This is a genomic window from Agrobacterium sp. CCNWLW32 (assembly GCF_037083425.1).
GTDB lineage: Bacteria > Pseudomonadota > Alphaproteobacteria > Rhizobiales > Rhizobiaceae > Agrobacterium > Agrobacterium radiobacter.
In genome coordinates, this window is the sequence record NZ_JBAOJM010000004.1 from 452,420 (window position 1) to 478,719 (window position 26,300).

General features: G+C 58.7%; 24 protein-coding genes. 15 read left to right on the plus strand and 9 right to left on the minus strand.

Translation table 11 applies throughout. The features are described from left to right. Positions 1 to 73 precede the first annotated feature (73 nt). Positions 74 to 694, plus strand: a complete 621-nt coding sequence (locus V6R85_RS12545) for a tetratricopeptide repeat protein (RefSeq protein WP_060723140.1) — start codon at positions 74 to 76, stop codon at positions 692 to 694. Between the two features lie 68 nt (positions 695 to 762). Here V6R85_RS12545 and V6R85_RS12550 read toward each other — a convergent pair whose 3' ends face one another. The 3 genes from V6R85_RS12550 to V6R85_RS12560 form a co-directional block, all read right to left on the minus strand. Next, a complete protein-coding gene (locus tag V6R85_RS12550; protein WP_020812069.1) occupies positions 763 to 1,020 on the minus strand; it encodes a DUF2312 domain-containing protein in 258 nt (85 codons plus the stop codon). 147 nt (positions 1,021 to 1,167) lie between these two features. Beyond that, entirely contained in the window at positions 1,168 to 1,473 is a 306-nt protein-coding gene (locus V6R85_RS12555; RefSeq protein ID WP_111792243.1) for a DUF1244 domain-containing protein, read from the minus strand. Between the two features lie 15 nt (positions 1,474 to 1,488). After that, on the minus strand, positions 1,489 to 2,277 hold the full coding sequence (locus V6R85_RS12560) for an N-formylglutamate amidohydrolase (RefSeq protein WP_111792242.1): 789 nt from the start codon (positions 2,275 to 2,277) through the stop codon (positions 1,489 to 1,491). 291 nt (positions 2,278 to 2,568) lie between these two features. On the opposite strand from V6R85_RS12560, the gene V6R85_RS12565 reads away from it, so the two are divergent. Both V6R85_RS12565 and pyk read left to right on the plus strand, forming a co-directional pair. Further along, positions 2,569 to 2,955, plus strand: a complete 387-nt coding sequence (locus tag V6R85_RS12565) for a DUF1036 domain-containing protein (protein WP_020012242.1) — start codon at positions 2,569 to 2,571, stop codon at positions 2,953 to 2,955. Further along, complete coding sequence (gene pyk, locus V6R85_RS12570) at positions 2,955 to 4,394, plus strand: pyruvate kinase (protein ID WP_003506145.1); 1,440 nt, start codon at positions 2,955 to 2,957, stop codon at positions 4,392 to 4,394. The genes V6R85_RS12565 and pyk overlap by 1 nt, the downstream gene beginning before the upstream one ends. An 82-nt stretch (positions 4,395 to 4,476) precedes the next feature. Here pyk and V6R85_RS12575 read toward each other — a convergent pair whose 3' ends face one another. After that, the gene (locus V6R85_RS12575; protein ID WP_336377064.1) at positions 4,477 to 6,381 is read right to left on the minus strand and encodes a DUF882 domain-containing protein; all 1,905 of its coding nucleotides are present in this window, start codon (positions 6,379 to 6,381) and stop codon (positions 4,477 to 4,479) included. Positions 6,382 to 6,556: 175 nt separating this feature from the next. Next, positions 6,557 to 8,104: a sigma-54-dependent transcriptional regulator gene (locus tag V6R85_RS12580; protein WP_060726963.1), complete on the minus strand. Its 1,548-nt coding sequence runs from the start codon at positions 8,102 to 8,104 to the stop codon at positions 6,557 to 6,559. Between the two features lie 169 nt (positions 8,105 to 8,273). Here V6R85_RS12580 and V6R85_RS12585 point away from each other — a divergent pair, with 169 nt between their 5' ends. After that, on the plus strand, positions 8,274 to 10,124 hold the full coding sequence (locus V6R85_RS12585) for a M3 family oligoendopeptidase (RefSeq protein WP_175280955.1): 1,851 nt from the start codon (positions 8,274 to 8,276) through the stop codon (positions 10,122 to 10,124). 100 nt (positions 10,125 to 10,224) lie between these two features. Next, a complete protein-coding gene (locus tag V6R85_RS12590; RefSeq protein WP_020809348.1) occupies positions 10,225 to 10,860 on the plus strand; it encodes an aminotransferase class IV family protein in 636 nt (211 codons plus the stop codon). Here the strand turns inward: V6R85_RS12590 and V6R85_RS12595 are convergent. Beyond that, positions 10,857 to 11,765, minus strand: coding sequence for a sensor domain-containing diguanylate cyclase (locus V6R85_RS12595; protein WP_107676612.1), 909 nt, complete (start codon positions 11,763 to 11,765; stop codon positions 10,857 to 10,859). The genes V6R85_RS12590 and V6R85_RS12595 overlap by 4 nt on opposite strands. Positions 11,766 to 12,024: 259 nt before the next feature. Here V6R85_RS12595 and V6R85_RS12600 point away from each other — a divergent pair, with 259 nt between their 5' ends. From V6R85_RS12600 to V6R85_RS12625, 6 genes are all read left to right on the plus strand, one after another. Next, positions 12,025 to 13,470, plus strand: coding sequence for a saccharopine dehydrogenase C-terminal domain-containing protein (locus V6R85_RS12600; RefSeq protein ID WP_111797603.1), 1,446 nt, complete (start codon positions 12,025 to 12,027; stop codon positions 13,468 to 13,470). Positions 13,471 to 13,619: 149 nt separating this feature from the next. After that, entirely contained in the window at positions 13,620 to 13,994 is a 375-nt protein-coding gene (omp10, locus tag V6R85_RS12605) for an outer membrane lipoprotein Omp10 (protein ID WP_003506132.1), read from the plus strand. Between the two features lie 217 nt (positions 13,995 to 14,211). Further along, the gene (locus V6R85_RS12610; RefSeq protein WP_112278434.1) at positions 14,212 to 16,146 is read left to right on the plus strand and encodes a 5'-nucleotidase C-terminal domain-containing protein; all 1,935 of its coding nucleotides are present in this window, start codon (positions 14,212 to 14,214) and stop codon (positions 16,144 to 16,146) included. A 351-nt stretch (positions 16,147 to 16,497) separates the two neighbouring features. Next, the gene (gene hemH, locus V6R85_RS12615; protein WP_336377065.1) at positions 16,498 to 17,532 is read left to right on the plus strand and encodes a ferrochelatase; all 1,035 of its coding nucleotides are present in this window, start codon (positions 16,498 to 16,500) and stop codon (positions 17,530 to 17,532) included. A 57-nt stretch (positions 17,533 to 17,589) separates the two neighbouring features. Next, positions 17,590 to 18,639 carry an SPFH domain-containing protein gene (locus tag V6R85_RS12620; protein WP_175280974.1) on the plus strand — a complete coding sequence of 350 codons (1,050 nt, stop codon included), beginning with the start codon at positions 17,590 to 17,592 and terminating at the stop codon, positions 18,637 to 18,639. A gap of 2 nt (positions 18,640 to 18,641) precedes the next feature. Continuing rightward, positions 18,642 to 19,106 (plus strand): NfeD family protein, encoded by a 465-nt coding sequence (locus V6R85_RS12625; protein WP_003506125.1) that lies wholly within the window; start codon positions 18,642 to 18,644, stop codon positions 19,104 to 19,106. Between the two features lie 22 nt (positions 19,107 to 19,128). On the opposite strand, the gene V6R85_RS12630 is transcribed toward V6R85_RS12625, so the two are convergent. Both V6R85_RS12630 and V6R85_RS12635 read right to left on the minus strand, forming a co-directional pair. After that, positions 19,129 to 20,124 (minus strand): KpsF/GutQ family sugar-phosphate isomerase, encoded by a 996-nt coding sequence (locus V6R85_RS12630; protein ID WP_003506123.1) that lies wholly within the window; start codon positions 20,122 to 20,124, stop codon positions 19,129 to 19,131. 112 nt (positions 20,125 to 20,236) lie between these two features. Further along, positions 20,237 to 20,602: a PAS domain-containing protein gene (locus V6R85_RS12635; protein ID WP_020809342.1), complete on the minus strand. Its 366-nt coding sequence runs from the start codon at positions 20,600 to 20,602 to the stop codon at positions 20,237 to 20,239. A 92-nt stretch (positions 20,603 to 20,694) separates the two neighbouring features. Here V6R85_RS12635 and V6R85_RS12640 point away from each other — a divergent pair, with 92 nt between their 5' ends. Both V6R85_RS12640 and uppP read left to right on the plus strand, forming a co-directional pair. After that, a complete protein-coding gene (locus V6R85_RS12640; RefSeq protein WP_175280958.1) occupies positions 20,695 to 21,015 on the plus strand; it encodes a hypothetical protein in 321 nt (106 codons plus the stop codon). Between the two features lie 6 nt (positions 21,016 to 21,021). Further along, entirely contained in the window at positions 21,022 to 22,515 is a 1,494-nt protein-coding gene (gene uppP, locus V6R85_RS12645; protein WP_336377066.1) for a polysaccharide biosynthesis protein UppP, read from the plus strand. A gap of 57 nt (positions 22,516 to 22,572) precedes the next feature. On the opposite strand, the gene galU is transcribed toward uppP, so the two are convergent. Then, positions 22,573 to 23,460 carry a UTP--glucose-1-phosphate uridylyltransferase GalU gene (galU, locus tag V6R85_RS12650; protein WP_003506117.1) on the minus strand — a complete coding sequence of 296 codons (888 nt, stop codon included), beginning with the start codon at positions 23,458 to 23,460 and terminating at the stop codon, positions 22,573 to 22,575. A gap of 195 nt (positions 23,461 to 23,655) precedes the next feature. Between galU and V6R85_RS12655 the strand changes: the two genes are divergently transcribed. Then, positions 23,656 to 24,879 (plus strand): lytic murein transglycosylase, encoded by a 1,224-nt coding sequence (locus V6R85_RS12655; protein ID WP_003506115.1) that lies wholly within the window; start codon positions 23,656 to 23,658, stop codon positions 24,877 to 24,879. A gap of 63 nt (positions 24,880 to 24,942) precedes the next feature. Beyond that, positions 24,943 to 26,178, plus strand: a complete 1,236-nt coding sequence (locus V6R85_RS12660; protein ID WP_111780745.1) for an SGNH/GDSL hydrolase family protein — start codon at positions 24,943 to 24,945, stop codon at positions 26,176 to 26,178. The last annotated feature ends 122 nt before the right edge of the window (positions 26,179 to 26,300 follow it).

A 26,300-nucleotide genomic window follows, 5' to 3' on the forward strand; every position in this document is an offset into this window, starting at 1 on the left:
TTCGCGGATCACTTTGTTGACAGTGCAGAAGTTTGCATTTGATATTGGGCGCAGCCGGGTTAAGCTTTAACCCATGCGCCCAAATCGTTTTTGCACGGCTATCATTCTCGCTCAGGGCTTCCTGTTTTCAAGCCTCCCGTTTCCGGGAATGGCTGCGATTGCCCATGCGGCGGACGGGCAGGCACCTGCTGTTGCGGAATCCGCGCCTTCACCCGCCAAAACCATCGACACTCTTTTTGCATCGCTGAAAAAAGAACGGAATGCGGTCAAGGCACGTAGCATTGCCAACCAGATCGCCTCCGAATGGAATGATTCCGGCAGCGCGACAATCAATCTCCTGATGCAATGGGCGGGCGAAGCCGCCGACGAAAAGCGCAACGCCGCCGCTTACGATTTTCTCGACCAGATTGTTTTGCTCGATCCTGACTATGTGCAGGCGCCGTATCGCCGCGCCATGGTCCATTTCGCCGATGGTGATACCCGCAAGGCGATGGCGGATATCAATCTGACGCTGGAAAGGGAGCCGCGCTATTTCCCGGCACTCGCAAGCCTTGCCAACATCCTCGAAGCCTCGGGCCGCGACGAGTTGGCGCTGAAGGCCTGGGAGCGTTATCTGGCGCTTTATCCTGCGGACAAGGACGCCCGCAAGGAAGCTGCCGACCTTTCGGAAAAGCTCGCCGGCACGCGCGGCTGAATTGGGCAGAGGCCCAAACAAAAATCGCCGCAGAAGCGGCGATTTTTCATTGAGACGTTCTCAACCGATCATTCCATACCGAGCGCGGCCATATAGGTCTGGAGAATCGTTTCTTCTTCGATGCGCTCATTGGCATCCTTCTTGCGCAGACGGATGATGGTGCGGATCGCCTTGGTGTCGTAACCACGACCCTTGGCCTCGCCCATGACATCCTTGATATCGCCCTGAATGGCGGCCTTTTCCTCTTCGAGGCGCTCAACGCGCTCGATGAACTGACGCAGTTCTGCGGCGGCGACGGTTTCGGTGGTGCTGGTATCGTCCATCATATCATCCTTTATTGGCGGCCCGCATGCGAGCCTTGTTCATCATTCCGGGCGAAGCCTTCGCCGGCCGCTGCCAGTGGGCAGCAAAATTCAGGCCTGTGAACTGCCCACTGAAAGGCGTCCCGTCAAGTCGTTTCCGTCGATCAGAGGTTATTCCCTCGACCGGTTCTGTTCAAAGGCGGCTTTCTGGGTATCACTCGCCTCCGCCTGATATTTCTCTTTCCAATCCTCATATGGCATGCCGTAGACGATTTCGCGGGATTCATCCTTGCTGAGCGGAACGCCAGCCTCTTCGGCCGCTTCCCGATACCAGTTGGAAAGGCAGTTGCGGCAAAAGCCCGCGAGATTCATCAGGTCGATATTCTGCACGTCGTGACGTTCGCGAAGGTGCTTCACGAGGCGGCGGAAGGCCGCCGCTTCAAACTCGATCTGCCTGTTGTCGTTCTCTTTCGTCATGGCGAAACTCCAGGCTCAATAGGGGCCGGTACGGGAGGCGAAAAGCTGATATTCATGCAAGACGGGATCGTCATTCATTGCGGCGAAAATGGGAGCGAGCCGATCCGACCATTCGGCGATCCCCTTCTCATCCGCGATCAGGTCCTGCCGAACCTCGAGAAGCGCATGCGGCAGGCCCTTCATCATGCAATGACGATACATGGTGTCGCCCTTCAGCGCCCCGTCATAGGGTTCGTTGTCACCCACAAGGATATCGCCGGTGGCACGCAGATGCGCCAGAAGCGGATCGACCGCACGATGATCGGTATCCCACAGAACCGCCGCATGCCATGGCCGCGGCGTTTCCTTCCAGAACGGCGTGTAGGAATGCAGCGACAGGACGAGCGGCGCTTCTTCCGAGGCCTCGGCCACGCCGGTCAGCACACGGTCCACGGCATTGTGATAGGGCCGGTGAAAAATCTCGATTCGCCTTTGCCATTCCTCGTCCGAAATCGGATGGTTACCGGGGATGATCGCCCCGTCCGAGATCTTCATGATGAGCGTGGGATCATCCTCGCCGCGATTCGGATCGATCAGGAGCCGCGAAAACCGCCCGAGCACCGCCGGTACGCCCAGGCGCGCGGCAAGCGAGCGCGTTAGCCCCTCTATACCGATATCAAATGCGATGTGGCGATGAAAAGCGGTTTGCGGAAGGCCAAGTTTGCCGTAGTGTGCCGGCAGGAGGTTCATGGCATGGTCCGCCAGAAGAACCATGCCTTTGTCATATTCGCCTTCTATGATTTCATAGGGTATGAAGTCGTTCATCGATGATTTTCTGGGGCAGGATTGAGGAGAGAAGCTTGATGGCATGGCTTGAGGCCGGGCGCAAGTTACGGCGAAAGAACAGCCATCTACCTTATCGCACTCATGATCCCACGAACAATATAATCGATTAAACTCGCGTTGACTTTCTTGGGCGGCCACGCCAAGAAGTGTGTTCATTATAACCATGGAATCCGGATGGAAGCCGTGACTCAGTCATCTCTCGCTCTTCCTCGCCACTTCAGGCATATCGCCCGTCTTTTTTCCGCAGCGGCATTGTTTTTGACCCCGTTCATGATCGCGGCACCCGCGCATGCGGATTTTCGCGTGTGCAACAGCACGCAGAACCTCGTGGGGGTCGCAATCGGCTACCGGGCACAGGAGGGCTGGGTCAGCGAAGGCTGGTGGCAGGTCCCCTCTTCGACCTGCGCGACGCTGATCGAGGGCGAGCTGCAGTCACGTTATTATTATCTCTATGCCGAAGATGCCGCTCATGGCGGCCGCTGGACCGGTGACGTCAACATGTGCGTGGCGGAGAACGAGTTCAAGATCAACGGCGTGGACGATTGTTTTGCCCGCAGCTTCCAGAGAATGGGTTTCAAGGAATATGACACGGGCAGACAGGGCAGCTGGATGGTCCAGCTTTCCGATACGCCAGGCACACAGGGAAATCAAAACTGATGAAGCGTAACCGCAAAGTCAAAATTCTTGCAACTCTCGGCCCGGCCTCTTCCGAAGAGGCCATGATCGAGAAGCTGCATCTTGCTGGCGCTGATCTTTTCCGGATCAACATGAGCCATGCGAGCCACGACGTGATGCGGACGCTCATTCAGCGCATCCGCTCCGTCGAGAGCCGTACCGGTCGTCCCATCGGCATTCTGGCCGACCTGCAGGGTCCCAAGCTGCGCGTCGGAAAATTCGCCGAGACGAAGGTCGATCTGGTTCCGGGCCAGACCTTCACGCTTGATAACAACGACACCCCCGGCGACAACACCCGTGTTTTCCTGCCGCACCCTGAAATTCTTGAAGCGGTCAAGCCCGGCCACCGCCTGCTGATCGATGATGGCAAGCTGCATCTGCGCGCTGAAAAGAGCGACGGCAAGAGCATCGTCACGACAGTCATTTCCGGCACCCGCATTTCCGACCGCAAGGGCATCAGCCTGCCGGATACGCTGCTCGGCGTTGGCGTTCTGACCGACAAGGACCGCGTCGACCTTGATGCAGTCCTCGAAACCGGTGAAGTCGACTGGGTGGCGCTTTCCTTCGTCCAGCGTCCGGAAGACCTGGCCGAAGTGCGTAAGATCGCACGTGGCCGCGTCGGCCTGATGTCCAAGATCGAAAAGCCCCAGGCTGTCGAGCGTATCGAAGAAATCATCGAGCTTTCCGATGCATTGATGGTTGCCCGTGGCGATCTGGGTGTCGAAATGCCGCTGGAAGCCGTTCCCGGCATCCAGAAGCAGTTGACCCGCGCCTGCCGCCGCGCCGGCAAGCCGGTCGTGGTCGCCACACAGATGCTGGAATCGATGATCACCGCGCCTGTACCGACACGCGCCGAAGTCTCCGACGTCGCGACCGCCGTCTTCGAAGGCGCTGATGCCATCATGCTGTCGGCTGAATCCGCCTCCGGCGACTACCCGGTCGAAGCGGTTTCCACCATGGCCTCCATCGCCAGCACGGTGGAGCAAGACCCCTATTATTCCAATATCATCTATGCGCAGCGCGCCCAGCCGGAACCGACAGGTGCCGACGCCATTTCGCTTGCCGCCCGCCAGATCGCCGAAACGCTGAAGCTTGCGGCGATCGTCACCTATACGTCCTCGGGCACGACCGGCCTGCGCGCCGCGCGCGAACGGCCGCAGGTTCCGATCATTGCGCTGTCGCCGATCATCCAGACCGCACGCCGCCTGTCGGTCGTCTGGGGCCTGCACTGCGTCGTCACCGGTGATGCCAGCGATCTCGACGACATGGTGAACCGCGCTTGTCGCATCGTGGTTTCCGAAGGCTTCGGCAAGCCGGGCGATCGCATCATCATCTCCGCAGGTGTGCCGCTCGGCACCCCCGGCGCGACCAATATGGTGCGCATTGCCTATATCGGCTCGGACGGCCAGAGCGGCGTCTGACGCCGCGCAATATACAGCATGAAAAAACCCGCCGTCGCCGGCGGGTTTTTTATTGGCCTTTCGGCCATCTGATAGAACTGGCTCAGTGCATCTTCACCGGCGTGCTGAAGCGGCTGGATTCGATGGCCACGGCACCCGGCTTGAAGCTCGCCGAAGTGGCGGAAGCCGACATGTCGTTGCTGAGCATACGGTTGGCGACAACACGCGGTGCCTTTACCGAGCGTCCGGTCGCGCCCTTGTTCTGGTTGAGCGCCCAGTCCGAAATAAGGTCCTGCGTCAGGCGTCCACCACCCACCATGGCCTGCTGGGAAACGGCGGCATCCTGCCTGCTTGGACGCGAACCCTTGGTCGGCATGCCGGCGCTGAGGCCGCCATTGATGGCGGGCTTCAGGTCAAAAGCATCACCGAAGCCAGCCTGCGGTTCGGCCTTGGCCGTTTCGGCGGGTGCGACGGTAACCTTGTGGTTGACGGCAGCCGGGAATGGCGCGGCTGTCGGCATGGCAGCCGACTGGACCTGCGACCGGGCAGCCTGACCGCTCTGTTCAAGAGCGGCAACCACCGTCGGCGAAAGCGTATCCTGCTGCGCCTCGGCGAGATCGTCTTCACCTTCCGGATCGGCATTTGCAGCCGCGAGCAGGGCTTCTGCCACGGCCGGACGGTTGGCGGGAACCGGAACGGAAGCAAGCTCGCCGGTCGCAGCCGGTGTCGCACCGTCGGCGGAAGCCGTCAGGATAGACCCTTCCGCATCACCCTTCATGCCACGCGGGCCGAGAAGTGTGGGCACGGGCACGGAAACCTCAGCGAGATCGGCAAATTGCTGGCGCTCGGCCGGAGCTGACGTCGGCGTCGGCGTGGTCGCTGCCTGCAGAGCATCCTGCGCAGCATTGCGGGCCGGAGAATAAAGGGCCGTCGCAAGGCCGGTATTGGCAGGCGGCTGGTTGCCGAATGCGGGACGAGCCGTCGGCAGCGGCGCATCATTCACGCCGGGAAGTGCCTGTGCCGAAGCAACTGCAATGGTGGGTTCAGGCTCGGGAGCTGCCTGCTGCGGAGCCGCCGGGCGAGCGACAGCCGGGCGTTCTGCGGGCTCCGGCGCTGCGATGCTATCGGGATCTTCATCCTCGTCGCCACCGCCAAAGAGGGCCTGCAACAGGGTCTTGCGCTTGCCGCCGCCGGAAGAGGCAGGGCCGGCACCGGCGCTGGAAGCAACCTGAACGGAGGAGGAGTTGACGCGCTTCTTGTAATCGGCGAGCGCCTGCTCATAACCGGGAAGCGGCTTGCCGTCGGACGGAAGGTGCAGCGTATTGCCGTTCGGGAAGATGCGGACGAGTTCCTGGCGGCTCATGCGCGGCCAGGCGCGAACGCCACCGACATCCATGTGCACGAAGGGAGATCCCGAGGTCGGATAGAAGCCGACGCCGCCGATCTGCATCTGCATGCCGATTTCACGAAGGCGGGAAAGCTTCACGCCGGGGATATAAAAGTCCATTGCCTTGCCGAGCATATGCTGGCTTTTTTCGGCGACGCCCTTGGTGCGCGTCCGCAGGAGACCGTTGGTCTCCGGCGAGCGGAAGGCCGAAACGACGTTGATGTAATCGGTCGCGCCACTGCGGCGATAAACTTCCCAGACGAGATCGAAAAGGCGCGGGTCCATGCGTGTCGGCTGGTTGCGACGCCAGTCGCGCAGGAATCGATTCAGCTCCTGCAGGCCCTTCTGGTCATATTTTCCATTGCGCTTGAAGGTGATGACCGCCTTCTCGCGTGTATGGATATAATACAGTTTGAGGCTGCGCGTCTCGGCGGCGGCTTCCGTCGCCGAAACACCTACGAAGGGCATTGCGGCGAGCATCAGGCAGGCAAAGGTGACAGCGCGCGCCGACAGCTTCGTGCATATATCCTTGATCAAGCCGCGCGCGATCCTGTTCGAAAGCGCGTTATTCCGATGCAGATATGGCAATTCGATCCCCGCCTGGAAGACAATTTCTGTCACATTGCCTCAAATGAACGTCAAATACGGTGACACGATGGCAAAATTGCCACACACATACAACCTTCCTCTACATAGTGAATCAGCCACTAACAAGAGGTTTATAGACGGTAAGCGGATATCCTTGCTCAGAAGTTAACGAATTTGCGATCTGCCTTCGAATACGCGGTCTCTGCCTTCAGGCTGCATCTCGAAGGGGATCGTCGGGATCAATGCCATAATCCTTCAGCTTGCGATAAAGCGTCGAGCGGCCGATGCCGAGCTTTCTGGCGACCTGGCTCATCTGCCCGCGATAGAAGCGCAAAGCGAAACGGATGAGTTCTTCCTCGATTTCTGCCAGTTTGCGGATATTGCCCGACTCATCCATGCTGGAGATCAGGTTTCCGCCCCGATAGATGGTGGTGGAAATATCCGACGGCTCCTCGATGACGGCATGGCTTTCGGCAGCCGCCGCGGAGGGCGGTGAATAGGCCGCTAGCTTCAGCGACGCTCCTGAAGGCGCACGGATGAGATCATCCGCATCATCGCCGGTCGAAAATTCCGGCAGCTGCAGCGCGATCTGCGGAAAATCGGAATCTGACAGTTCCTCGCCCTGCGACAACACCACGGCGCGGAAAACGGCGTTTTCAAGCTGGCGGATATTGCCCGGCCAGTCATAGGCCGTCAGCAACGCCAGCGCGCTGGCATTGAGGCCGACGGGATTGGGCAGTTTCTGCTCCGCCGAAAAGCGCTCGGCGAAAACCCGCGCCAGATGGGGAATGTCTTCCTTGCGGCGACGCAGCGCCGGAATAGTGATCGGAAAGACGTTGAGGCGATAATAAAGGTCCTCGCGGAAGCGGCCTTCCTTCACCTCCTCGATGAGGTTCTTGTTGGTGGCGGAGATCAGCCGGACATTCACCTTCTGCACCCGTGCGGAGCCGACGGTTTCGATTTCGCCCTGCTGGACCGCGCGGAGCAGCTTTACCTGCACGTCGAGCGGCAGGTCGCCAATTTCATCGAGGAACAGCGTGCCGCCATCCGCCTCCATGAACTTGCCTACATGTTTTTCCGTAGCACCCGTGAAGGCTCCCTTCTCATGGCCGAAGAGAATGCTTTCCACCAGATTATGGGGAATGGCGCCGCAATTGACTGTTATGAAGGGCTTGTTCGCCCTGTCGCCGGCCGACTGGATGGCCCGGGCGACCATTTCCTTGCCCACGCCGGATTCACCTTCCAGCACCACGGGGATGCTCGACTGGGCGGCACGCTGCGCGAGCTCAATGACCCTCAGCATTGCGGGGCTTGCGGAAACGATATCGGTAAAATTCACTGCATTGCTCCGTCCGCGCCTTCCCGTGCGGGCTTTTGCCTCTCTCCTGTCGAGCTTGAGCGCATTGGAGATGGCGGCGCCGATCCTTTCCGGCGAGACCGGCTTCACAACGAAATCGAAGGCGCCGGCGCGCATGGCCTGCACGACGGTATCGATGCCGCCCTGCCCCGTCTGTACAATGACGGGAACGTCTGTGCCGAGTTCGCCGACGGCTTTGAGAAAGGTAAGCCCGTCCATTTCCGGCATCATCAGATCAAGGACGACGACATTGATCTCGCCACTATATTGCTTGAGCAGTTCCAGCCCCGCCTTGCCGTTTTCGGCAAGCAAGGCGAGATGCCCATAACGTTCCACCGCATTTTTGAGCAGGCGGCGCTGGACGGGATCATCGTCTATCACGAGAACATGCGCGGTCATTTTTAGCTCCGGTTTCCGGTTTATGGACCTGCTTCATGCGGTCCCTTATTCCGCACTCTGGCATGGGAGACTTGAACATCCAGTTTTGAGAATTGCTTGCATTTTATCCATTGCCGCGGGAAACAAGGTCCCCATATGCTTCGCACGCATAATCAGAAGGACACGTTGGATGACCCTCAACCGCGCTACCCCGCAACCCGTATTCTCCCTTGCCGAAACCTCCGGCCCGGCGCTTGGCGATCTGCCCGGCTGGAAGCTCTCGGATCTCTATCCGTCGGGGGATTCACCGGAATATAAGGGTGATCTCGAGAAGGCGGCATCGATGGCGGCGGCTTTCGAGGAGAAGTGGAAGGGAAAGCTCGAAGCCGCCGCGAAGGCCACGGGCGAAAAGGGCATCGGGGCCGCGCTGAAGGAATATGAAGCGCTGGACGATCTCATCGGCCGCATCGGCTCCTTTGCCGGGCTCACTTATTTTTCCGATACGTCGAACCCGGCAAACGGCAAGCTTTACGGCGACGCCCAGGCAAAGCTGACGGATATTTCCGCGCATCTCCTGTTTTTCACGCTTGAACTCAATCGCATCGACGACGCCACGATGGACGCCTGCATGGCCAATGATGCCGCGGCAGGCCATTACCGTCCCTGGCTGGTGGATTTGCGCAAGGACAAGCCGCACCAGCTCGACGACCAGCTGGAGCAGCTGTTCCTCGAAAAATCGATGACCAGCGCGGCGGCCTTCAACCGCCTGTTCGATGAGACGATGGCCGATCTGCGTTTCGATATAGACGGTGCGAGCCTTCCGCTGGAAGTGACGCTAAACATGCTGCAGGAGCCGGAGCCGGAAACCCGAAAGAAAGCGGCGGAAGCGCTGAGCACCACTTTCAAGGACAATCTGCGGGTCTTCACCCTCATCACCAACACGCTTGCCAAAGACAAGGATATTTCCGACCGCTGGCGCAAGTTCGAGGATATTGCCGATAGCCGCCATCTGGCGAACCGCGTCGAGCGCGACGTAGTCGATGCCTTGGCGGCAGCGGTCAAAAAGGCCTATCCGCGCCTTTCGCACCGATATTACGCCATGAAGGCGAAATGGCTCGGCATGGAGCAGATGAATTATTGGGACCGCAATGCGCCGCTTCCCGATACGTCGAACACGATCATCCCCTGGGATGAGGCCAAGGATACCGTGCTTTCCGCGTATGGCAATTTTGCCCCCGAGATGGCCGATATTGCCCGCCGTTTCTTCGATGAAGAGTGGATCGACGCGCCGGCCCGTCCCGGCAAGGCGCCGGGCGCATTCGCGCATCCAACCGTACCCTCGGCTCATCCTTATGTGCTCGTCAACTATCTCGGCAAACCGCGCGACGTGATGACACTTGCTCATGAGCTTGGTCATGGCGTTCATCAGGTTCTGGCTGGCGAACAGGGCGCCCTGATGTGCGCCACGCCGTTGACGCTGGCCGAGACAGCCTCCGTTTTCGGGGAAATGTTGACCTTCCGCAAGCTGCTTGATGACACCAAGGATATCAGGGAACGCAAGGCCATGCTCGCCCGCAAGGTCGAGGATATGATCAATACGGTCGTGCGCCAGATCGCTTTCTACGAATTCGAGCGAAAGCTGCACACCGCCCGCAAACAGGGAGAACTGACCTCCGAACAGATCGGCGAATTGTGGCTTTCCGTTCAGGCCGAGAGCCTGGGTCCGGCGATCCGGATTTCCGAGGGCTATGAGACCTGGTGGACCTATATCCCCCATTTCATCCATTCGCCCTTCTACGTATATGCCTATGCCTTCGGCGATTGCCTGGTGAACTCGCTTTATGCGGTCTACCAGAAGGCCGAGACCGGCTTTCAGGAGAAATATTTCGAGCTTCTGAAGGCGGGCGGCACCAAGCACCATTCGGAGCTTCTCAAACCCTTCGGCCTCGATGCGACCGATCCCTCCTTCTGGGACAAGGGACTTTCGATGATCGAAGGACTGATCGACGAGTTGGAAGCGCTGGATAACAAACAGGCTTAATCTCTTCCGCCGACAGGGCTATCCTATTTCGGACAAGCTTTGCCGGTTGATATTGCCGGCAGAAGACACCGGTTGACAATTCAGGCGACGAGCAAAGGCAATGAAACGCAAACCCGCCGATCTGACCTTGAGGGAAACCCTGCGCTGGGAGCCGCAGACCGGCTTTCAGCGCATCGACCAGCATATGCGCCGATTGTTGCGCTCCGCCGACGCGCTCGGTTTTCGCGCGCCGGTCAACGCAGTGCAGGTGCTGGAAAAGAAGGTGGGCGGCGAAAATCCGCTCTGCGTCAGGCTGGTGATGAACTACAAGGGCGAACTCGATATCGAAACGGCCGATTTCCAGCCCTTGCAGCAGGATGCGGTCTGGCGGGTTCGCATCGCCCGGCAGACCAAGCTCGATTCCTCCGACACCTTCTATCGCCACAAGTCCTCCCGCCGGGAGCCCTATGATGCCGCCCGAGCCGAATTTTCAGCCGGGGAGGCAGACGAGGTGCTGCTGCTCAACGAGCGTGGCGAATTGTGCGAAGGCTCATCGACCAGCATTTTCGTCGAAATGCCGGATGGGCAATTGCTGACGCCGCCGCTCGACAGCGGCATCCTGCCGGGTGTGCTGCGCGCCGATCTGATCCGCGAACGCAGGGCGCGCGGACAGGCGCTGAAACCGGAAGACATCGCCGGCCGGAAGCTGTTCGTCGGTAATTCGCTGCATGGGCTGATTGCGGCAGAGCTTGTTTAAACCGTCACCGCCAGAAGCCGGTCCCGTCCTCTCTCCTTGGCCGCATAAAGGGCCTGATCGGCACGCAGGAAAACATCGTCGGCGCTTTCCGCCACCTGATAGGCGGTCATGCCCGCCGAGCAGCTATAGGAAAAATCCGGGAATTCGGAAAGAGGTCTGGAAAGGCGCACTTTCTGCAGCAGCCGCTCAACAATCTCCTGGCCTTCGGCAACCGAACTGCGCGGCAAAATCAGCATGAATTCTTCACCGCCTATCCTGCCGAAACAATCCACTCGCCGGATGACGGAGTGGGCGATGGCGACAAAATCGCGCAATACCGCATCACCACATTTGTGACCGAAACGATCGTTGATCTGCTTGAAAAAATCGATGTCGAGCGTGCAAAGGCAAAAGGACGCCTCAAGCCCCTTGGTGACCTGCTCCACCTGCAGAGCGAGCTTGGCGAAGACGAAACGGCGGTTTGCTGTTCCCGTCAATTCATCCGTCTGCGAGGCGCGTACCGCCAGATCCCTGTCCTGCCGCAGGGTTCTATAACCCTGGCGCAGTTCAGTGACGTCGCTTGCGACGCACAGCATCCAACCATCCTGCTGCACCGTCTCGGTCATCCAGAACCAGCGGCCGTCATACAGGTCCATCTCAAAGGCGCGATAGGGCAGCTTGCCGCGCCGGGACTGCGCCGAGAGCAGCCATCCCTCGAAATCATTGTTGCGGATGACGACACCGGTGCGCAGCCGATGGTTCAGCCGCATGATATCCGCCCAGGTTGGCAAATCACCGGCGGCAAGCTGAAAGCTTTCCCGAAACGACGGATTGGCATGGCGCAACCGGTCCTCGGAATCGTAAAGGGCAATAAGGACGGGGGTGGCACTCTGAAGAGCTGCGACACGCTCTAAAAGATCATTCAACAGGCAACTCCCCTGCGATGGCGAAAAACTCCCCTGTCGTCATCCGGCCAAAGCCCCCACGCCTCTGGACGCACAAAACGAAAAGAAGAATTTAATTATAAACGCACTCTCTAAAATGCGAAGAGGCAGAAATGGTGGAAACAATGCGTTCGCCCGTCTCGCCGTCATTATCGTCATATGTCCGTCATCCACCTGCCCTTTATTGTGGCACGCTTTTATGATCTAGCTTACTTATTGGCTGAAAAAGGAAAATTGACGAATGACGGACGCAAACCACCCGATTTACGGCGATATTGACGGCCCCATCATCATGATCGGCTTCGGCTCCATCGGGCGCGGCACTCTTCCGTTGATCGAACGTCATTTCAATTTCGACAGGACCCGGCTCGTCGTCATCGACCCGCGCGAGGATATCACCGCCTTTCTGGCCGAGAGAAACATCCGCCACGTCCAGAAACATCTGACCAAGGAGAACTATAAGGAAGTTCTCAAGCCGCTTCTCAAAGGCGTGCAGGGCCAGGGCTTCTGCGTCAATCTTTCGGTTGATGCCGCCTCCGTCGACCTGATGCGGATCTGTCGCAAGCACGGCATGCTTTACATCGACACCGTGGTGGAACCGTGGCCCGGTTTTTATTTCGATGCCGATGCCGACAATGCGGCCAGAACCAATTATTCGCTGCGCGAAACCATGCTGAAGGAAAGAGCGCGCAGGCCCGGCGGCACGACCGCGGTTTCCACCTGCGGCGCCAATCCCGGCATGGTGTCCTGGTTCGTGAAGCAGGCGCTCGTCAATCTCGCCAAGGATACCGGTCTCGACATCGAGGAGCCGCAATCACATGACCGGGAAGGCTGGGCGAAGCTGATGAAGCAGCTTGGCGTCAAGGGCGTGCATGTGGCCGAGCGCGATACCCAGCGGGCGAAAGAGCCGAAGCCCTTCGGGGCTTTCTGGAACACATGGTCCGTGGAAGGTTTTATCGCCGAAGGTTTCCAACCCGCCGAACTCGGCTGGGGAACGCATGAAAACTGGATGCCGAAAAACGCGAAAAAGCAGAAAAAGGGAAGCAAGTCGGCGATCTATCTCGATCAGCCCGGTGCCAATACGCGGGTGCGCACCTGGTGCCCGGGGCTCGGACCGCAATATGGATTTCTCGTCACCCACAATGAGGCGATTTCGATTTCGGACTATTTCACCGTCCGCAACGATGATGGCGATGTGACCTATCGGCCCACCTGCCATTACGCCTACCACCCCTGCAACGACGCCATTTTGTCCCTGCATGAGCTGTTCGGCAATGGCGGCAACCCTCAGCCGATCCAGCATGTGCTCGGTGAAGACGAGCTTGTCGACGGCGCCGACGAGCTTGGTGTCCTGCTTTATGGTCATGACAAGAACGCTTATTGGTATGGTTCGCGTCTCACCCTGCAGGAGGCGCGTTCGCTTGCCCCCAGCCAGAATGCCACCGGATTGCAGGTCAGTTCCGCGGTATTGGCCGGCATGGTCTGGGCGATTGAAAATCCGCAGGCCGGCATCGTCGAGGCGGACGAGGTGGATTACCGCCGCTGCCTCGAGGTGCAACGCCCCTATCTCGGACCCGTCGAGGGACATTATACCGACTGGACGCCGCTCGACGGTCGCCCGGGACTGTTCCCCGACAATATCGACACGTCCGATCCCTGGCAGTTCCGCAACATCCTTGTGCGCTGACGCGGCAGAGTCTCATATTTGCCACGCCGGGGCTTTCCTGAACGACGTCAGGAACCGGGGAGAGCGAACAACGTTGCCTTGAAATAAAGAACGCTTCACGGCATGGTCGAAGCACAGAAGGTTTCATCGAATCGCAGGAGAACAGGCTCATGAACTTCAAGACAAGCGCTGCTTTGCTTTCAGCCGCCATCGCGGTGTCTTCATGCGTCGCGCCGGGCCCCTCCCAGCAGACCTCGATGGCGCCTTCGCTTTCCCGCGGCCCGGCAGTCGACGGCCGCTGGATCGACCGCAACGGCATCGTATCCACGTTCCAGAACGGCGCTTTCTCCACGCGTTCGACAGACACCAACACGCTTCTGGCCTCCGGCACCTACGTGACGATTTCGCCGACGCTTTATGAAATCAACATGACGTCGTTGGTGCGCAACACGCAGTCACGCGTCAACTGCGCCCTGGTCTCCCCGTCACAATTGAACTGCACGACCGACACGAACAGCCAGTTCTCGCTGACGCGCCAGGGCTGATAATATCGCCTTTTCAATAGGATGACCTTCTGAAACGCACGCCTTCGGCGTGCGTTTTTCTTTATTGAGCACCTGTCATAATTTCGCTTGCGGCGGCTGCCGCTAAATGGAAACATCCGGTTTTCGAAAGACTGAGATGTTTTCGGATTAAAGAATGAGCTCGGTCGGGGAATGATCAGCCGACCTGGACTTCCGCTTTGAACAGGAGAGAGGGACCATGAAGAAAATTTTGGGACTGGGCATGCTGAGCGTTTCGGCAATAACGCTTTCAGCTGGAGCGGCTCTGGCCGATTACGAGCTCAACATTCTTCACATCAACGATTTTCACTCCCGTATCGAATCGATCAACAAATTCGACTCGACCTGCTCGGCGGAAGAAGAAGGCAAGAACGAATGCTTCGGCGGCGCCGCGCGCCTGCTGACCGCAATCAACCAGACCCGTGATGCGCTGAAGGCGGAAGGGAAAAATGTCCTGCTGCTGAATGCCGGCGACAATTTCCAGGGATCGCTGTTCTACACCACCTATAAAGGCACGGTGGAAGCGGAAGTGCTGAACGCCATGAAGTTCGACGCCATGACCGTCGGCAATCATGAATTCGACGATAGCGAAGACGGCCTTGCCGGCTTCCTCGACAAGGTGCAGTTCCCGGTCGTAACCGCCAATGTGGTGGCCACCGCCGCCTCGAAAATCGGCGACCGCGTCAAGCCGTCCATCGTGCTCGAAGTCGGCGGACAGAAAATCGGCATCGTCGGCGCCGTTGCCAACGATACGGCGGAACTGGCAACGCCCGGTCCCAATATCACCATCGCCGAAGATGTCGCAAAAATCAGCGAACAGGTGCAGAAGCTGAAGCAGGACGGCGTCAACAAGATCATCGCGCTGACGCATGTCGGATATCCGCGCGATCTCGAATTCATCGCCAAAATTCCTGATGTCGACGTCGTGGTTGGCGGCCATACCCATACACTGCTGTCCAACACCGACCAGAAGGCCGAAGGCCCTTATCCGACCCTCGTCGACAATCCCGGCGGCTACAAGGTTCCGGTGGTGCAGGCCGGCCAGTACAGCAAATATCTCGGCGACCTCAAAGTGGTCTTCGACGACAGCGGCGTCGTGAAGGAAAGCAAGGGCGACCCGATCCTTATCGATTCCTCCTTCAAGCCCGATGAAGCCACGCTGAAGCGCATTGATGAGCTGAAGGCGCCGATCGAAGCGCTGAAATCCAAGGTCGTCGGCACTTCGGAAGGCCCGATCGAAGGCGACCGCAAGGTTTGCCGCGTGAAGGAATGCTCCATGGGCAATCTGGTGGCCGATGCGACACTGGCCCGCGTCAAGGATCAGGGTGTTACCATCGCTTTTGCAAACAGCGGCGGCCTGCGTTCCTCCATCGATGGCGGCGATGTCTCCATGGGTGAAGTGCTGACGGTTCTGCCGTTCCAGAACACCGTTGCAACCTTCCAGCTCAAGGGCGAGGATATTCGCGCCGCCCTCGAAAACGGCGTCAGCCAGATTGACGACGGCGCGGGCCGCTTCATGCAGGTTTCCGGCATGAAATATTCCTTCGACCGTTCCAAGCCGGCCGGTAGCCGCATCGTTTCGGTCGACGTCAAGGAAGGCGACGCCTTCGTGCCTCTCGACCCCGCCAAGACCTATATCGTCGCGGCCAATAATTACGTGCGCACCGGCGGTGATGGCTTCAAGGTTTTCGCGACCAAGGCGATCAATGCCTATGACTTCGGCCCTAACCTTGAAGAGGCAGTTGCGGCTTATATCACCGCCAACAGCCCCTATAAGCCCTATACCGACGGCCGCATCAGCGAAGTGACGCCTGCCGGTTATGTCGCTCCGGCAAAGCCTGCGGCACCGACACCAGCCGCAACCGCGCCTGCCCCGGCTGCTGCTCCAGCACCTGCGGCACCCGCGGCCACCGCACCCGCTGCACCCGCTACAACTGCGCCGGCATCCCCGGCACCTGCTGCGGCCGCTGCCGCCGTCAGCAAATACGTCGTCGAAAAGGGCGATTCGCTCTGGAAGATCGCAGCGGAGAAATATGGCGACGGCGCTCTCTGGCACAGAATTGCCAAGGCAAACACGCTGAAGCAGCCGAACCACATTGAAATCGGCGAGGAGCTGGAACTGCCGGCCCAATAAGCCGGGCGGGAACGAACAGGGCAATTTGCCGCAGACACAGAGCCGGCCCCGGGACATCGGGGCCGGCTTCTTATTTTCTATTTAAAAACAAAGCGCTACGGATGAAATTTTGCCAAGGGCGAGCCTGCGCCTCCCCTCACCCCGGAAATTGCCGCCGCCGATGGTTCAATCCTGAAGAATTTCGTCTAGAACACGATGAACAAAATGACGGCCAGAGCGTATAGCTCGGGCATTCCGGCCAAACCTCATCGGTTTGCGTTCGGGCAGATAAACAGAAGATGGAGCGTTTCCGGCCTTTATCTGCGGCGGGCCGCTCCTTATACAACCAGTCCGAGTTTCAGGGTATCATTCATGGCGACAGAACTATCCCCACTCCCCACAAACCATCCCCGTGTAATTTTTGGCAAGGTGGGCGTCCTGCTCGTCAATCTCGGCACGCCTGACGGCACTGACTATTGGCCGATGCGCCGTTATCTGGCGGAGTTTCTGAGCGACAAGCGCGTGATCGAGTGGTCGCGCCTCTACTGGTATCCGATCCTTTATGGCATCGTCCTCAACAAGCGCCCGCAGAAGGTCGGCAAGGCCTATGAGGAAATCTGGAACCACGAGCGCAATGAAAGCTACCTGCGCACCTATACACGCAGCCAGGGCGAGTTGATGGCGACAGCGTTGAAGGATCTGCCCAACGTCGTGGTCGACTGGGGCATGCGCTACGGCCAGCCCTCAATCGCCTCGAAGATCGACGCCCTGAAGGAACAGGGCTGCGAAAAAATCCTGCTTTTCCCGCTTTATCCGCAATATGCCGCATCGACCACTGCGACCGTGAACGACAAGGCTTTCGAGCATCTGATGAAGCTGCGCTGGCAGCCCGCCATCCGCACCGTGCCGCCCTATCATGACGATCCCGCCTATATCGAGGCGCTCGCGGCCTCCGTCAGAAATCATCTGGCCACGCTGGACTGGGAGCCAGAGATGTTGATCACCTCCTTCCACGGCATTCCGCAATCCTATTTCAAAAAGGGCGACCCCTATTATTGTCATTGCCAGAAAACCGCCCGCCTGCTGCGGGAAGCGCTGGGGCGGACCGAAAAGAACTTCATGATCACCTTCCAGTCGCGTTTCGGGCCGGAAGAATGGCTGCAGCCCTATACCGACAAGACCGTGGAAAAACTGGCTTCCGAGGGCGTGAAGCGCATCGCCGTCATGAATCCCGGCTTCGTTTCGGATTGTCTTGAAACACTGGAAGAAATTGCCGGTGAAGCCGGGGAGATATTCCTGCATAATGGCGGTGAGAAATTTACCCATATTCCGTGTCTCAACGACAGCGTCGAGGGCATGAATGTTCTCGAAACGGTTGTAAGACGGGAGTTGCAAGGCTGGGTGTAATATTGCCATAAGGTTGTTGGGATAAATCCCCGATAGTTCCGATTTGGAGGGAAAGTGATGATTGCATTGGGCGGTTTCGACATCGTCGTCATAGCGGCGGTTGTTCTGGTTATTCTGGTGCTGTTTGCCGGCATCAAGACCGTGCCGCAGGGGCATCGTTACACCGTTGAGCGGTTCGGGCGTTATACCCGCACGCTCGAACCGGGCCTGAACCTCATCGTGCCGTTCTTCGAAAGAATCGGTTCGAAAATGAATGTGATGGAGCAGGTGCTCCACATACCGACGCAGGAAGTCATTACCCGCGACAATGCGAGTGTTTCTGCCGATGCCGTCACCTTCTATCAGGTGTTGAACGCCGCACAGGCGGCTTACCAGATCGCCAACCTTGAAATGGCGATCGAAAACCTCACCATGACCAATATCCGCTCGGTGATGGGCTCGATGGACCTCGACGAGCTGCTGTCGAACCGCGACGCCATCAATGACCGCCTGCTGCGCGTTGTCGATGAGGCGGTAGGGCCCTGGGGCATCAAGGTGACCCGTATCGAAATCAAGGATATCGCGCCGCCGAAGGACCTCGTCGATTCCATGGCGCGGCAGATGAAGGCGGAGCGCGAAAAGCGCGCGCAGGTGCTGGAAGCCGAAGGCGCCCGCAACGCCCAGATCCTTCGCGCGGAAGGCGCCAAACAATCCGCCATTCTGGAGGCGGAAGGTCAGCGCGAAGCGGCGTTCCGCGATGCCGAAGCACGCGAACGTCTGGCCGAGGCCGAAGCCAACGCCACCCGCATGGTGTCGGAAGCCATTGCCTCCGGCAACGTCCACGCCATCAACTATTTCGTCGCCCAGAAATACACCGAAGCGCTTGCCGAAATCGGCACGGCCAAGAATTCCAAGATCGTGCTGATGCCGATGGAAGCCTCAGCGCTGATCGGCTCCCTCGGTGGCATCGGCACGATTGCACGGGAGGTATTCGGCGACAAGGGCGATGCACCGAGCGCGCCCGCCGCCCCCACGTCATCCCGCTCCGTGCCGCCGACCCGGCCCTCCGGCCAAAGCATCAATGTTACCATCCCGGGTAATCCCTTCGGTTCTTCATCGGAGAAGTGACGATGTTGCAACGGCTTGCCACTGAGCTGGGACCCTGGAGCTGGTGGATCGTCGGCTTCGTGCTGCTCGCCGCAGAACTCATCGCGCCCGGCGTCTTCCTGATCTGGATCGGCATTGCTGCGCTGGTCATCGGCGTCTTTTCGCTGTTCTTATGGGATGCCGCAATCTGGGCCTGGCAATTGCAGCTGGTGCTGTTTGCCGCGCTCTCCGTCGTCTTCGCCCTGCTCGGCCGTAAATATTTCGGCCGAAACCGCGGCGCAAGCGACGAGCCATTCCTTAATCAGCGGGAGGCAAGCCTTGTCGGCCGCACCGCGACCCTTCAGGAACCGATTGTCGAAGGGCGTGGCCGGATCAGGCTGGACGATACATGGTGGCCGGTAAACGGCGAAGACATGCCGGCCGGAACACGCGTGAGGATCGCTTCTGCGCGCGGACGCACGCTGACAGTCGAGCCGATTGACCGATAGGTTTTCAGGATCGGCGGTAGCGTCAAGCCACGCCGATCCTCAAGAGATCGTGGAAATGCACCAACCCGATCGGTCGATTGTCGTCATCAATGACAATCAGCGCGCCGATGTGGAATTTTTCCAGCGTCGCCAGTGCGCTGGTTGCCAGCACCGATTTTTTGACGGTCTTCGGCGAGCGGGTCATGATGTCGTCGACCGTCATTTCGGCGAGGTTGCGCGACAGGTTGCGCGCCATGTCACCCTCGGTGACGATGCCGCACAGACGGCCATCCTCATCCAGAATGCCAACACAGCCGAAATGCTTGCGCGAGAGAACACCAACCGCTTCCGGCATGGCCGTTCCCTTATTGACCAGCGGCACGCGATCACCGGTATGCATGATATCGCTGACCAGTGTCAGGCTAGCCCCCAGCTTGCCGCCGGGATGAAACACCTTGAAATCGCCCGCTGTGAAATTGCGCGCCTCGAGAAGCGCAACGGCAAGGGCATCGCCCAGCGCCAGCTGCATCAATGTGGAGGTCGTCGGTGCAAGTCCGAGCGGGCAGGCTTCCTGCTCATTGGGAACCAGCAGCACAATATCTGAAGCCTGGGCCAGCGATGAATTTTCCGAGCAGGTGAGCGCGATCAGCGGAATGGAAAAACGGCGCGAATAATTGATGATGCTGCGCAATTCCGCGCTTTCGCCGCCTTTGGAGATCGCCAGCACCACGTCGTCGCCGCCGATCATGCCGAGATCGCCATGGTTGGCTTCCGCCGCATGCACAAAAAAGGCAGGCGTGCCGGTGGAGGCGAAGGTGGCCGCAAGCTTCGCGCCTATGTGGCCGCTTTTGCCGACCCCGGTGATGATGAGGCGGCCGTTCGACTGGCCGATGGTCTCGATCGCCTTGCAGAAGGGCTCGGAAAGACCGTTCTGGAGAGCGTCCTCAAGGGCGGCAAGGCCAGCCCGCTCCATCGAAATCGTCCGCACGGCGGATTCGATGGCATTGTCTTCGACCAGTTTGACGGCGCGCGTAATCATGGCCGACTGTTACTCTTTCAGCCGGAATAAGTCCACTCTTCAGCCGGCAAGCACCGAGTTTTAGTAGATGCCACCCGAAAATATTCAGCGGTTTCGGTATGACGGCATGTCGTTAATGACGCCGGTCCGGTGGAGAAATCTCCTCGATCGTTCCAAGCCGCTTGAAAGGGATGTTTTCCTCATCGACCAGATATCGCCCAAGCGTCCTTACCCATGAGACCGAGCCGTCGCTACGGCGTACGGCATATTCCTGATTATAAAAACTCGCGGCCTTCAGGGTGATCAACGCCGTTTCGATCACACGATTTCGATGATCCAGATCCACTTTTTCGAGCATCTGAAAAATGCTGATGCCCTGCATCGCCTGTCTTAGTGGAATCCCGAAGAGATCAGCACATACTTCATCTAAATAGAAACGGTCATTGGTAATATCCCAACAATAAAAGCCAACCTGCTTGATGTTCAAAACGGGATTCATGAAACGACGCTGTCACACAAAATAAATTTAATACGGCTTGCTGAGCAATAGAAGATCAGCCCTGTTAGATCATAGGGCGATTCCGTGCCAAATTGAAACGTTTTAATCTTCTCATATTAGAATTTTTTTGCATTTATGACTATTTATCTCCAGTCATCGGAGCGGACGAAATCGAGCCGCTGGATTCGGTGATGGATGCCGCTGCTTTTCCGCCGCCCGCCATAACGCTGAAATACCGGCGATCTTTATCAACTGTTAACCATAAAAAACCTATTGTTAAAGCGATGTTAAAACTTGCGTCGCCTGTCTGGTCCCTGGTTTCTTCATGTCATTTCATCGGCCTGTCACTCATCGGGTCCGAGGAGATGCCCTGGCGGGCCTTCGATCCGGCATCGGCCAAACTCGCCGGGTGAAAAGGAATGAATGTGAAGGGCACCGCCACACGTCTGCCGACGTCGCGGAAAGCAGCAACCCTGCTGCTCGCCTGTACGATTTTTTGCCCGCAGGGAAGCGCTTTCGCGCAGACTGCAACGACAGCCACGCCCGTATTGCCGGGCGCCGCTTCTGCCGGAGACGGAACGGCCTTACCCACACCGGCTACGGAAGGTGGGGTGAGCACAGGCACGGTTCAGGCCACGGCTACGCCCGCACCACAACTCTGGCGTCCGTCCAACAATCCCGGTGACCCGATTTACGAACAGCAGGACGACGCGGGCCAACCCTATGCCGACGCCGAAAACCCCTATGAGCCGACGATGGACGGCGGCGAAAATCCACGGATAGCGACCCAGCCCGGACAGACGCCCGGCATCCGGCTCGGTACATTCCTGCTGCGGCCTTCGATCAGCCAGACGATCAATACGGAAAAACAAACGAATACCGGCGGCCCTTCCAGACGCAACTATCTGACGACGGGCATACGCGGCACGCTCACCAGCGACTGGTCCCGCCACGCTTTGACGGTGACAGGCGACGGTGCCTGGGAGAGAAACTTCGGCAGCGACAAGGATGGCGAAGAGCCCCGGGCAAGAATAGAGGCCGATCTGCGCCTTGATCTCGGCGAAGAAACGACAGCCAATCTCAAGGCCGGTTACGAATTCAGCCGTGAGGACACGACGGACCCCAACGCTCTGACTGGCGCTGCCGTACAGGGCGGCGAACACCGCTTCACCACGAGCGCGTCGATAGAGCGGGATTTCGGCAAGCTGCGCGGCCTGGCGGCGCTCGATCTCTCGCGCACGGTCTATACGGATGCAAAAGGCATAGACGGACGGCCGATCAGCCTCAGCGACCGCGACCAGAACGGCGCCAACCTGCGCGGACGCATCGGCTACGAATTGTCGCCGGCGCTCATCCCCTTCCTCGAGCTGAACGCCGGGACGACCAAATATGACAGGCGGCTCGACAATTCGGGCTATGCCCGTTCCTCCAATGCCTATGGGGCAAAGATCGGCGCGGAAGTCGATCTTGGCGAGAAGACACGCGGCGAGGCCGCCATCGGTTATCTGCGCAAGCAATATGATGACGATCGTCTCGCCTCGATCGGCGCATTGACACTGGATGGCGAACTCAACTGGTCACCCCAGCGCGGCACGAATGTCAATCTCGGCCTGCGCACAACGATAGAGGACTTTGCCGGCGGGCCGCAGGGTGGCTGGATTTCCTACAGGCTGGATGCCGGCCTGACCCACGAATTGCGCAGCAACCTTGTCGCCCGCCTGACGGGACAGATCGTGCACCGCACGTTCCCCTCTTCCGACACAGAAAATGCCGTGGAATATACCGCGGGCGCCGGCCTGACCTGGGGCCTCAACCGCTATCTCGACCTGACCGCGGACGTCAGCTACCAGTGGACGCCGGTTTATGACAGCAGCGAGTTGCGGGTCGGCGCAGGACTTGTCCTGAAGCGATAATGGCCACAAACGAAAATCCCGGCGCGAAGGCCGGGATTTCCTTATGTGCTCGGTCGATTATTTCAGACCGTCGATCAGAGCCTTGATCGGCTCTTCGATCGCAGGGCGAATATCGCCACGCTCGAGCGCGAATGCGACGTTGGCAAGAATGAAACCATCCTTGGCGCCGCAATCGAAGGTCTGGCCACGGAAATGATAGCCGGCGAACTGCTGCGACTTGGCAAGCGACAGCATGCCGTCCGTCAGCTGGATTTCATTGCCGGCGCCACGCTCCTGATTTTCGAGAATGTCGAAAATCTCGGGCTGAAGAATATAACGGCCGTTGATGTAGAAATTCGACGGCGCCGTACCCTTGGCAGGCTTTTCGACCATTTCAGTGATCTTGAAACCTTCGCCGACGGCGTCGCCCACACCGACGATGCCATATTTATGCGTCTGATCAGGGGCGCATTCCTGCACCGCGATGACATTGCCCTGGGTCTGGTCGTAAAGTTCGACCATGCCCTTAAGGCAGCTTTTCTGCGAATGCATGATCATGTCGGGCAAGAGCACGGCGAAAGGCTCGTCGCCGACGATATCACGTGCGCACCAGACCGCATGGCCAAGACCAAGCGGCACCTGCTGGCGCGTGAAACTTGCCGTGCCCGCCTTGGGCAGAAGGCCGGCCAGCAATGTCAGCTCGGCATTCTTGTTGCGCTCGCGCAGCATCTGTTCGAGTTCAAATTGAATATCAAAATAATCTTCAATCACAGCCTTGCCGCGGCCGGTGACAAATACAAAATGCTCAATGCCCGCTTCCGCCGCCTCATCAACGACGTATTGAATGACAGGCTTGTCGACGACGGTGAGCATTTCTTTCGGAACCGCCTTGGTGGCGGGCAGGAAACGCGTACCGAGACCTGCGACCGGAAATACAGCCTTCCGAATTTTCTTCTGTTCTACCACATATCCCTCCTGAGAGATAAAACTTGATCACAATCCCCGCACGCTGTTGTTATTTCAAAAATAACAACGTTTTGTAAAGGGTGACGCTACCATCTATTAATGGTAAAGAATTTGTTGACGTTCTTTTGTTATCCATGACGACGCCCGATGCGTTTTCGCAATCGAAATGACATTCGAGAGAACGAAAGACTGACGATGACAAAGATGATCCTTTCAGGTGTCCGCAAATTCGGCTGCATGATGGTTGCAGGTTTGGCAATCTCGCTGGCGCCCGTTTCTGCTCACGCAGATGCGGGGTTCAGACAGTGGATCAACCAGTTCTACGCAACAGCCGCGAAAGAAGGCATTAGCAAGGCGACCTATCAGAAGGCCTTTTCCGGTGTCAGCGAGCCGGACCCGGATGCGCTGCGCAAGGCCACCTTCCAGCCGGAATTCACCACGCAGATCTGGGATTATCTCGATTCCCGCGTCAATCCGTACACGGTGCGGATCGGCCGCGAAATGAAGATGAAGCACGCGACGACCCTCAACTGGATCGAGCGTAACTTCAATGTCGACAAGCACATCATTCTCGCCATCTGGTCGATGGAATCGAATTACGGCGCGGTTCTCGAAAAGCCGGAGCGGCTGCACAATATTCCGCAGGCGCTGGCAACGCTCGCCTACTCCGATCCCAAGCGCGCCAAATTCGCGCGCACGCAACTGATCGCCGCTTTGAAGATTCTTCAGGCGGGCGACGTGACACCGAAACAGCTGACGGGTTCCTGGGCGGGCGCGATGGGTCACACCCAGTTCATCCCCACCAGCTACCTGCTTTATGCCGTCGATGCGGATGGCAACGGCAAGCGCGATATCTGGCATTCCGTTCCCGACGCCCTGGCAACCGCTGCCAATCTTCTTTCCAAGAACGGCTGGGAGCCCGGCCGCACCTGGGGTTACGAAACCGCCGTTCCGCGTGGCGGCGCCCGTTATGAAGGGCAGACGAAGACCATTGCGGAATGGGCAAAGCTTGGCTTCACCCGTCCGAACGGCAAGAACTTTACCCGCGGTTCCGATCGCGCCATGCTGAAATTGCAGGGTGGCGCAAACGGCCCCGGTTTCCTGGTGATGAAGAACTTCTTCACCATCAAGAAATACAACGCTTCCGACAGCTATGCGCTGGCTGTCGGCCTGCTTGCGGATGAGATTGCCGGTTATGGCGGCATGCAACAGAAATGGCCGCGTCCCGACGGGACGCTGGATATTCGTGAAAAATTCGAACTCCAGACCCGCATGAAGGAACTCGGCTATTATGATGGCGAGGTTGACGGGAACTTCGGCTCCGGTTCGAAAGCCGCCATCAGCGCCATCCAGTCGCGCATGGGTATGGAAACCGACGGTCAGCCGTCGCAGCGGTTGCTGAGAGCCCTGCGCAATTGATAATGTGCCGGCGAATTCGGCGGCGTCATGGGCGCCGTCGATGCATCCGGAAAGGTTGATGTCATGAGTAGGAAACCTGCGGCGAAAAACGGAAGAACCGGCTGGCGTTTCTGCGCCGTCCTTCTTTCCGCTGTGCTTACACTGCCGCTCGTTCCTTCCGAAAGCTTCGCACAGGAGCAACGGCGCACCCTGTTTGAAATGCTCTTTGGCAAACCTGTGGGCCGCGATGGCGGATCCGGCCGCGAATACCAGCCCCGCAACCGCCGGGATTTTCCCTCTGCTCCGCGTGAACGATCGGTCACCCGCCCGCAACCCGCCAGAAAAGCGCCCTCGGTGGTGCAGATGCGGACCGCAAAACCGGAACCGGCAGCCAAGCTTGAAAATGCAAGGCGCGTTCTGGTCATCGGCGATTTTCTCGCCGGCGGCATGGGGGAAGAGTTGGTCAATGCCTTTGCCAGCTCGCCGGCAATCACCGTCGATGTGCGTGCCAACGGCTCTTCCGGCCTCGTCCGCACCGATTATTACGACTGGTTCAAAAACCTGCCGCAATTCATCAGCGAGACCAATCCGGCCACCATCGTCATCATGATGGGATCGAATGATCGCCAGCAGATGCAGATCGGCGATATCAGGGAGAAATTCGGCACGGAGGCCTGGTTCAAGGAATATGAACGGCGGATCGACGAACTTTTGACCCTTGCCGGACGCCAGAAGGTGCCGCTGCTCTGGGTTGGCGTTCCGGCCTTCCAGTCGCCATCGCTTTCGGCCGATCTCGTCGGCTTCAACCGGCTTTATCGCAGCCATGTCGAAAAATATGGCGGTGAATTCGTGGATGTCTGGGACGGTTTCGTCGATGAGGCGGGAAAATTTGTCATAACCGGCTACGACATGAACGGCCAGCAGGCCCGTCTGCGTGAGGCAGATGGCATCGGCATGACACAGGCCGGCAAGCGCAAGCTTGCATTTTACGTCGAAAAATTCGTGCGCCGGCACCTTGATAGCGCCGGACCGGACCTCGTGAAACTGGACGGCAGCAATCTGCCGGCGCTCACCTCCCTGCCCGCACTTGGCATCGATGCGGGGCAGGTACGCACCCAGCCGATCAGCCTGACCGATCCCAATCTCGATGGCGGCGACAAGCTGCTGGGCGACGCCCCTTTGACCGCCGGACCGACACGCGTATCCGTTGTGGAATCGCCGCGTGAAAGGCTGACCAAGCGCGGCGAGATGGCCGATGCACCGGCAGGCCGCATCGATGATTATCGTGTGGCGCCGGATACCACACAGGCCAAACAATAAGCACTTTCGCAGCGGCCTGACCGCCCCGCAGCGGGCGTAATGTTTAGGCAATCCGCGCATGACAGGATAGGTACAGCTTTGCAGGAATGCGGGGTTGGCCATCCACCACCCCCGGTCCCCCT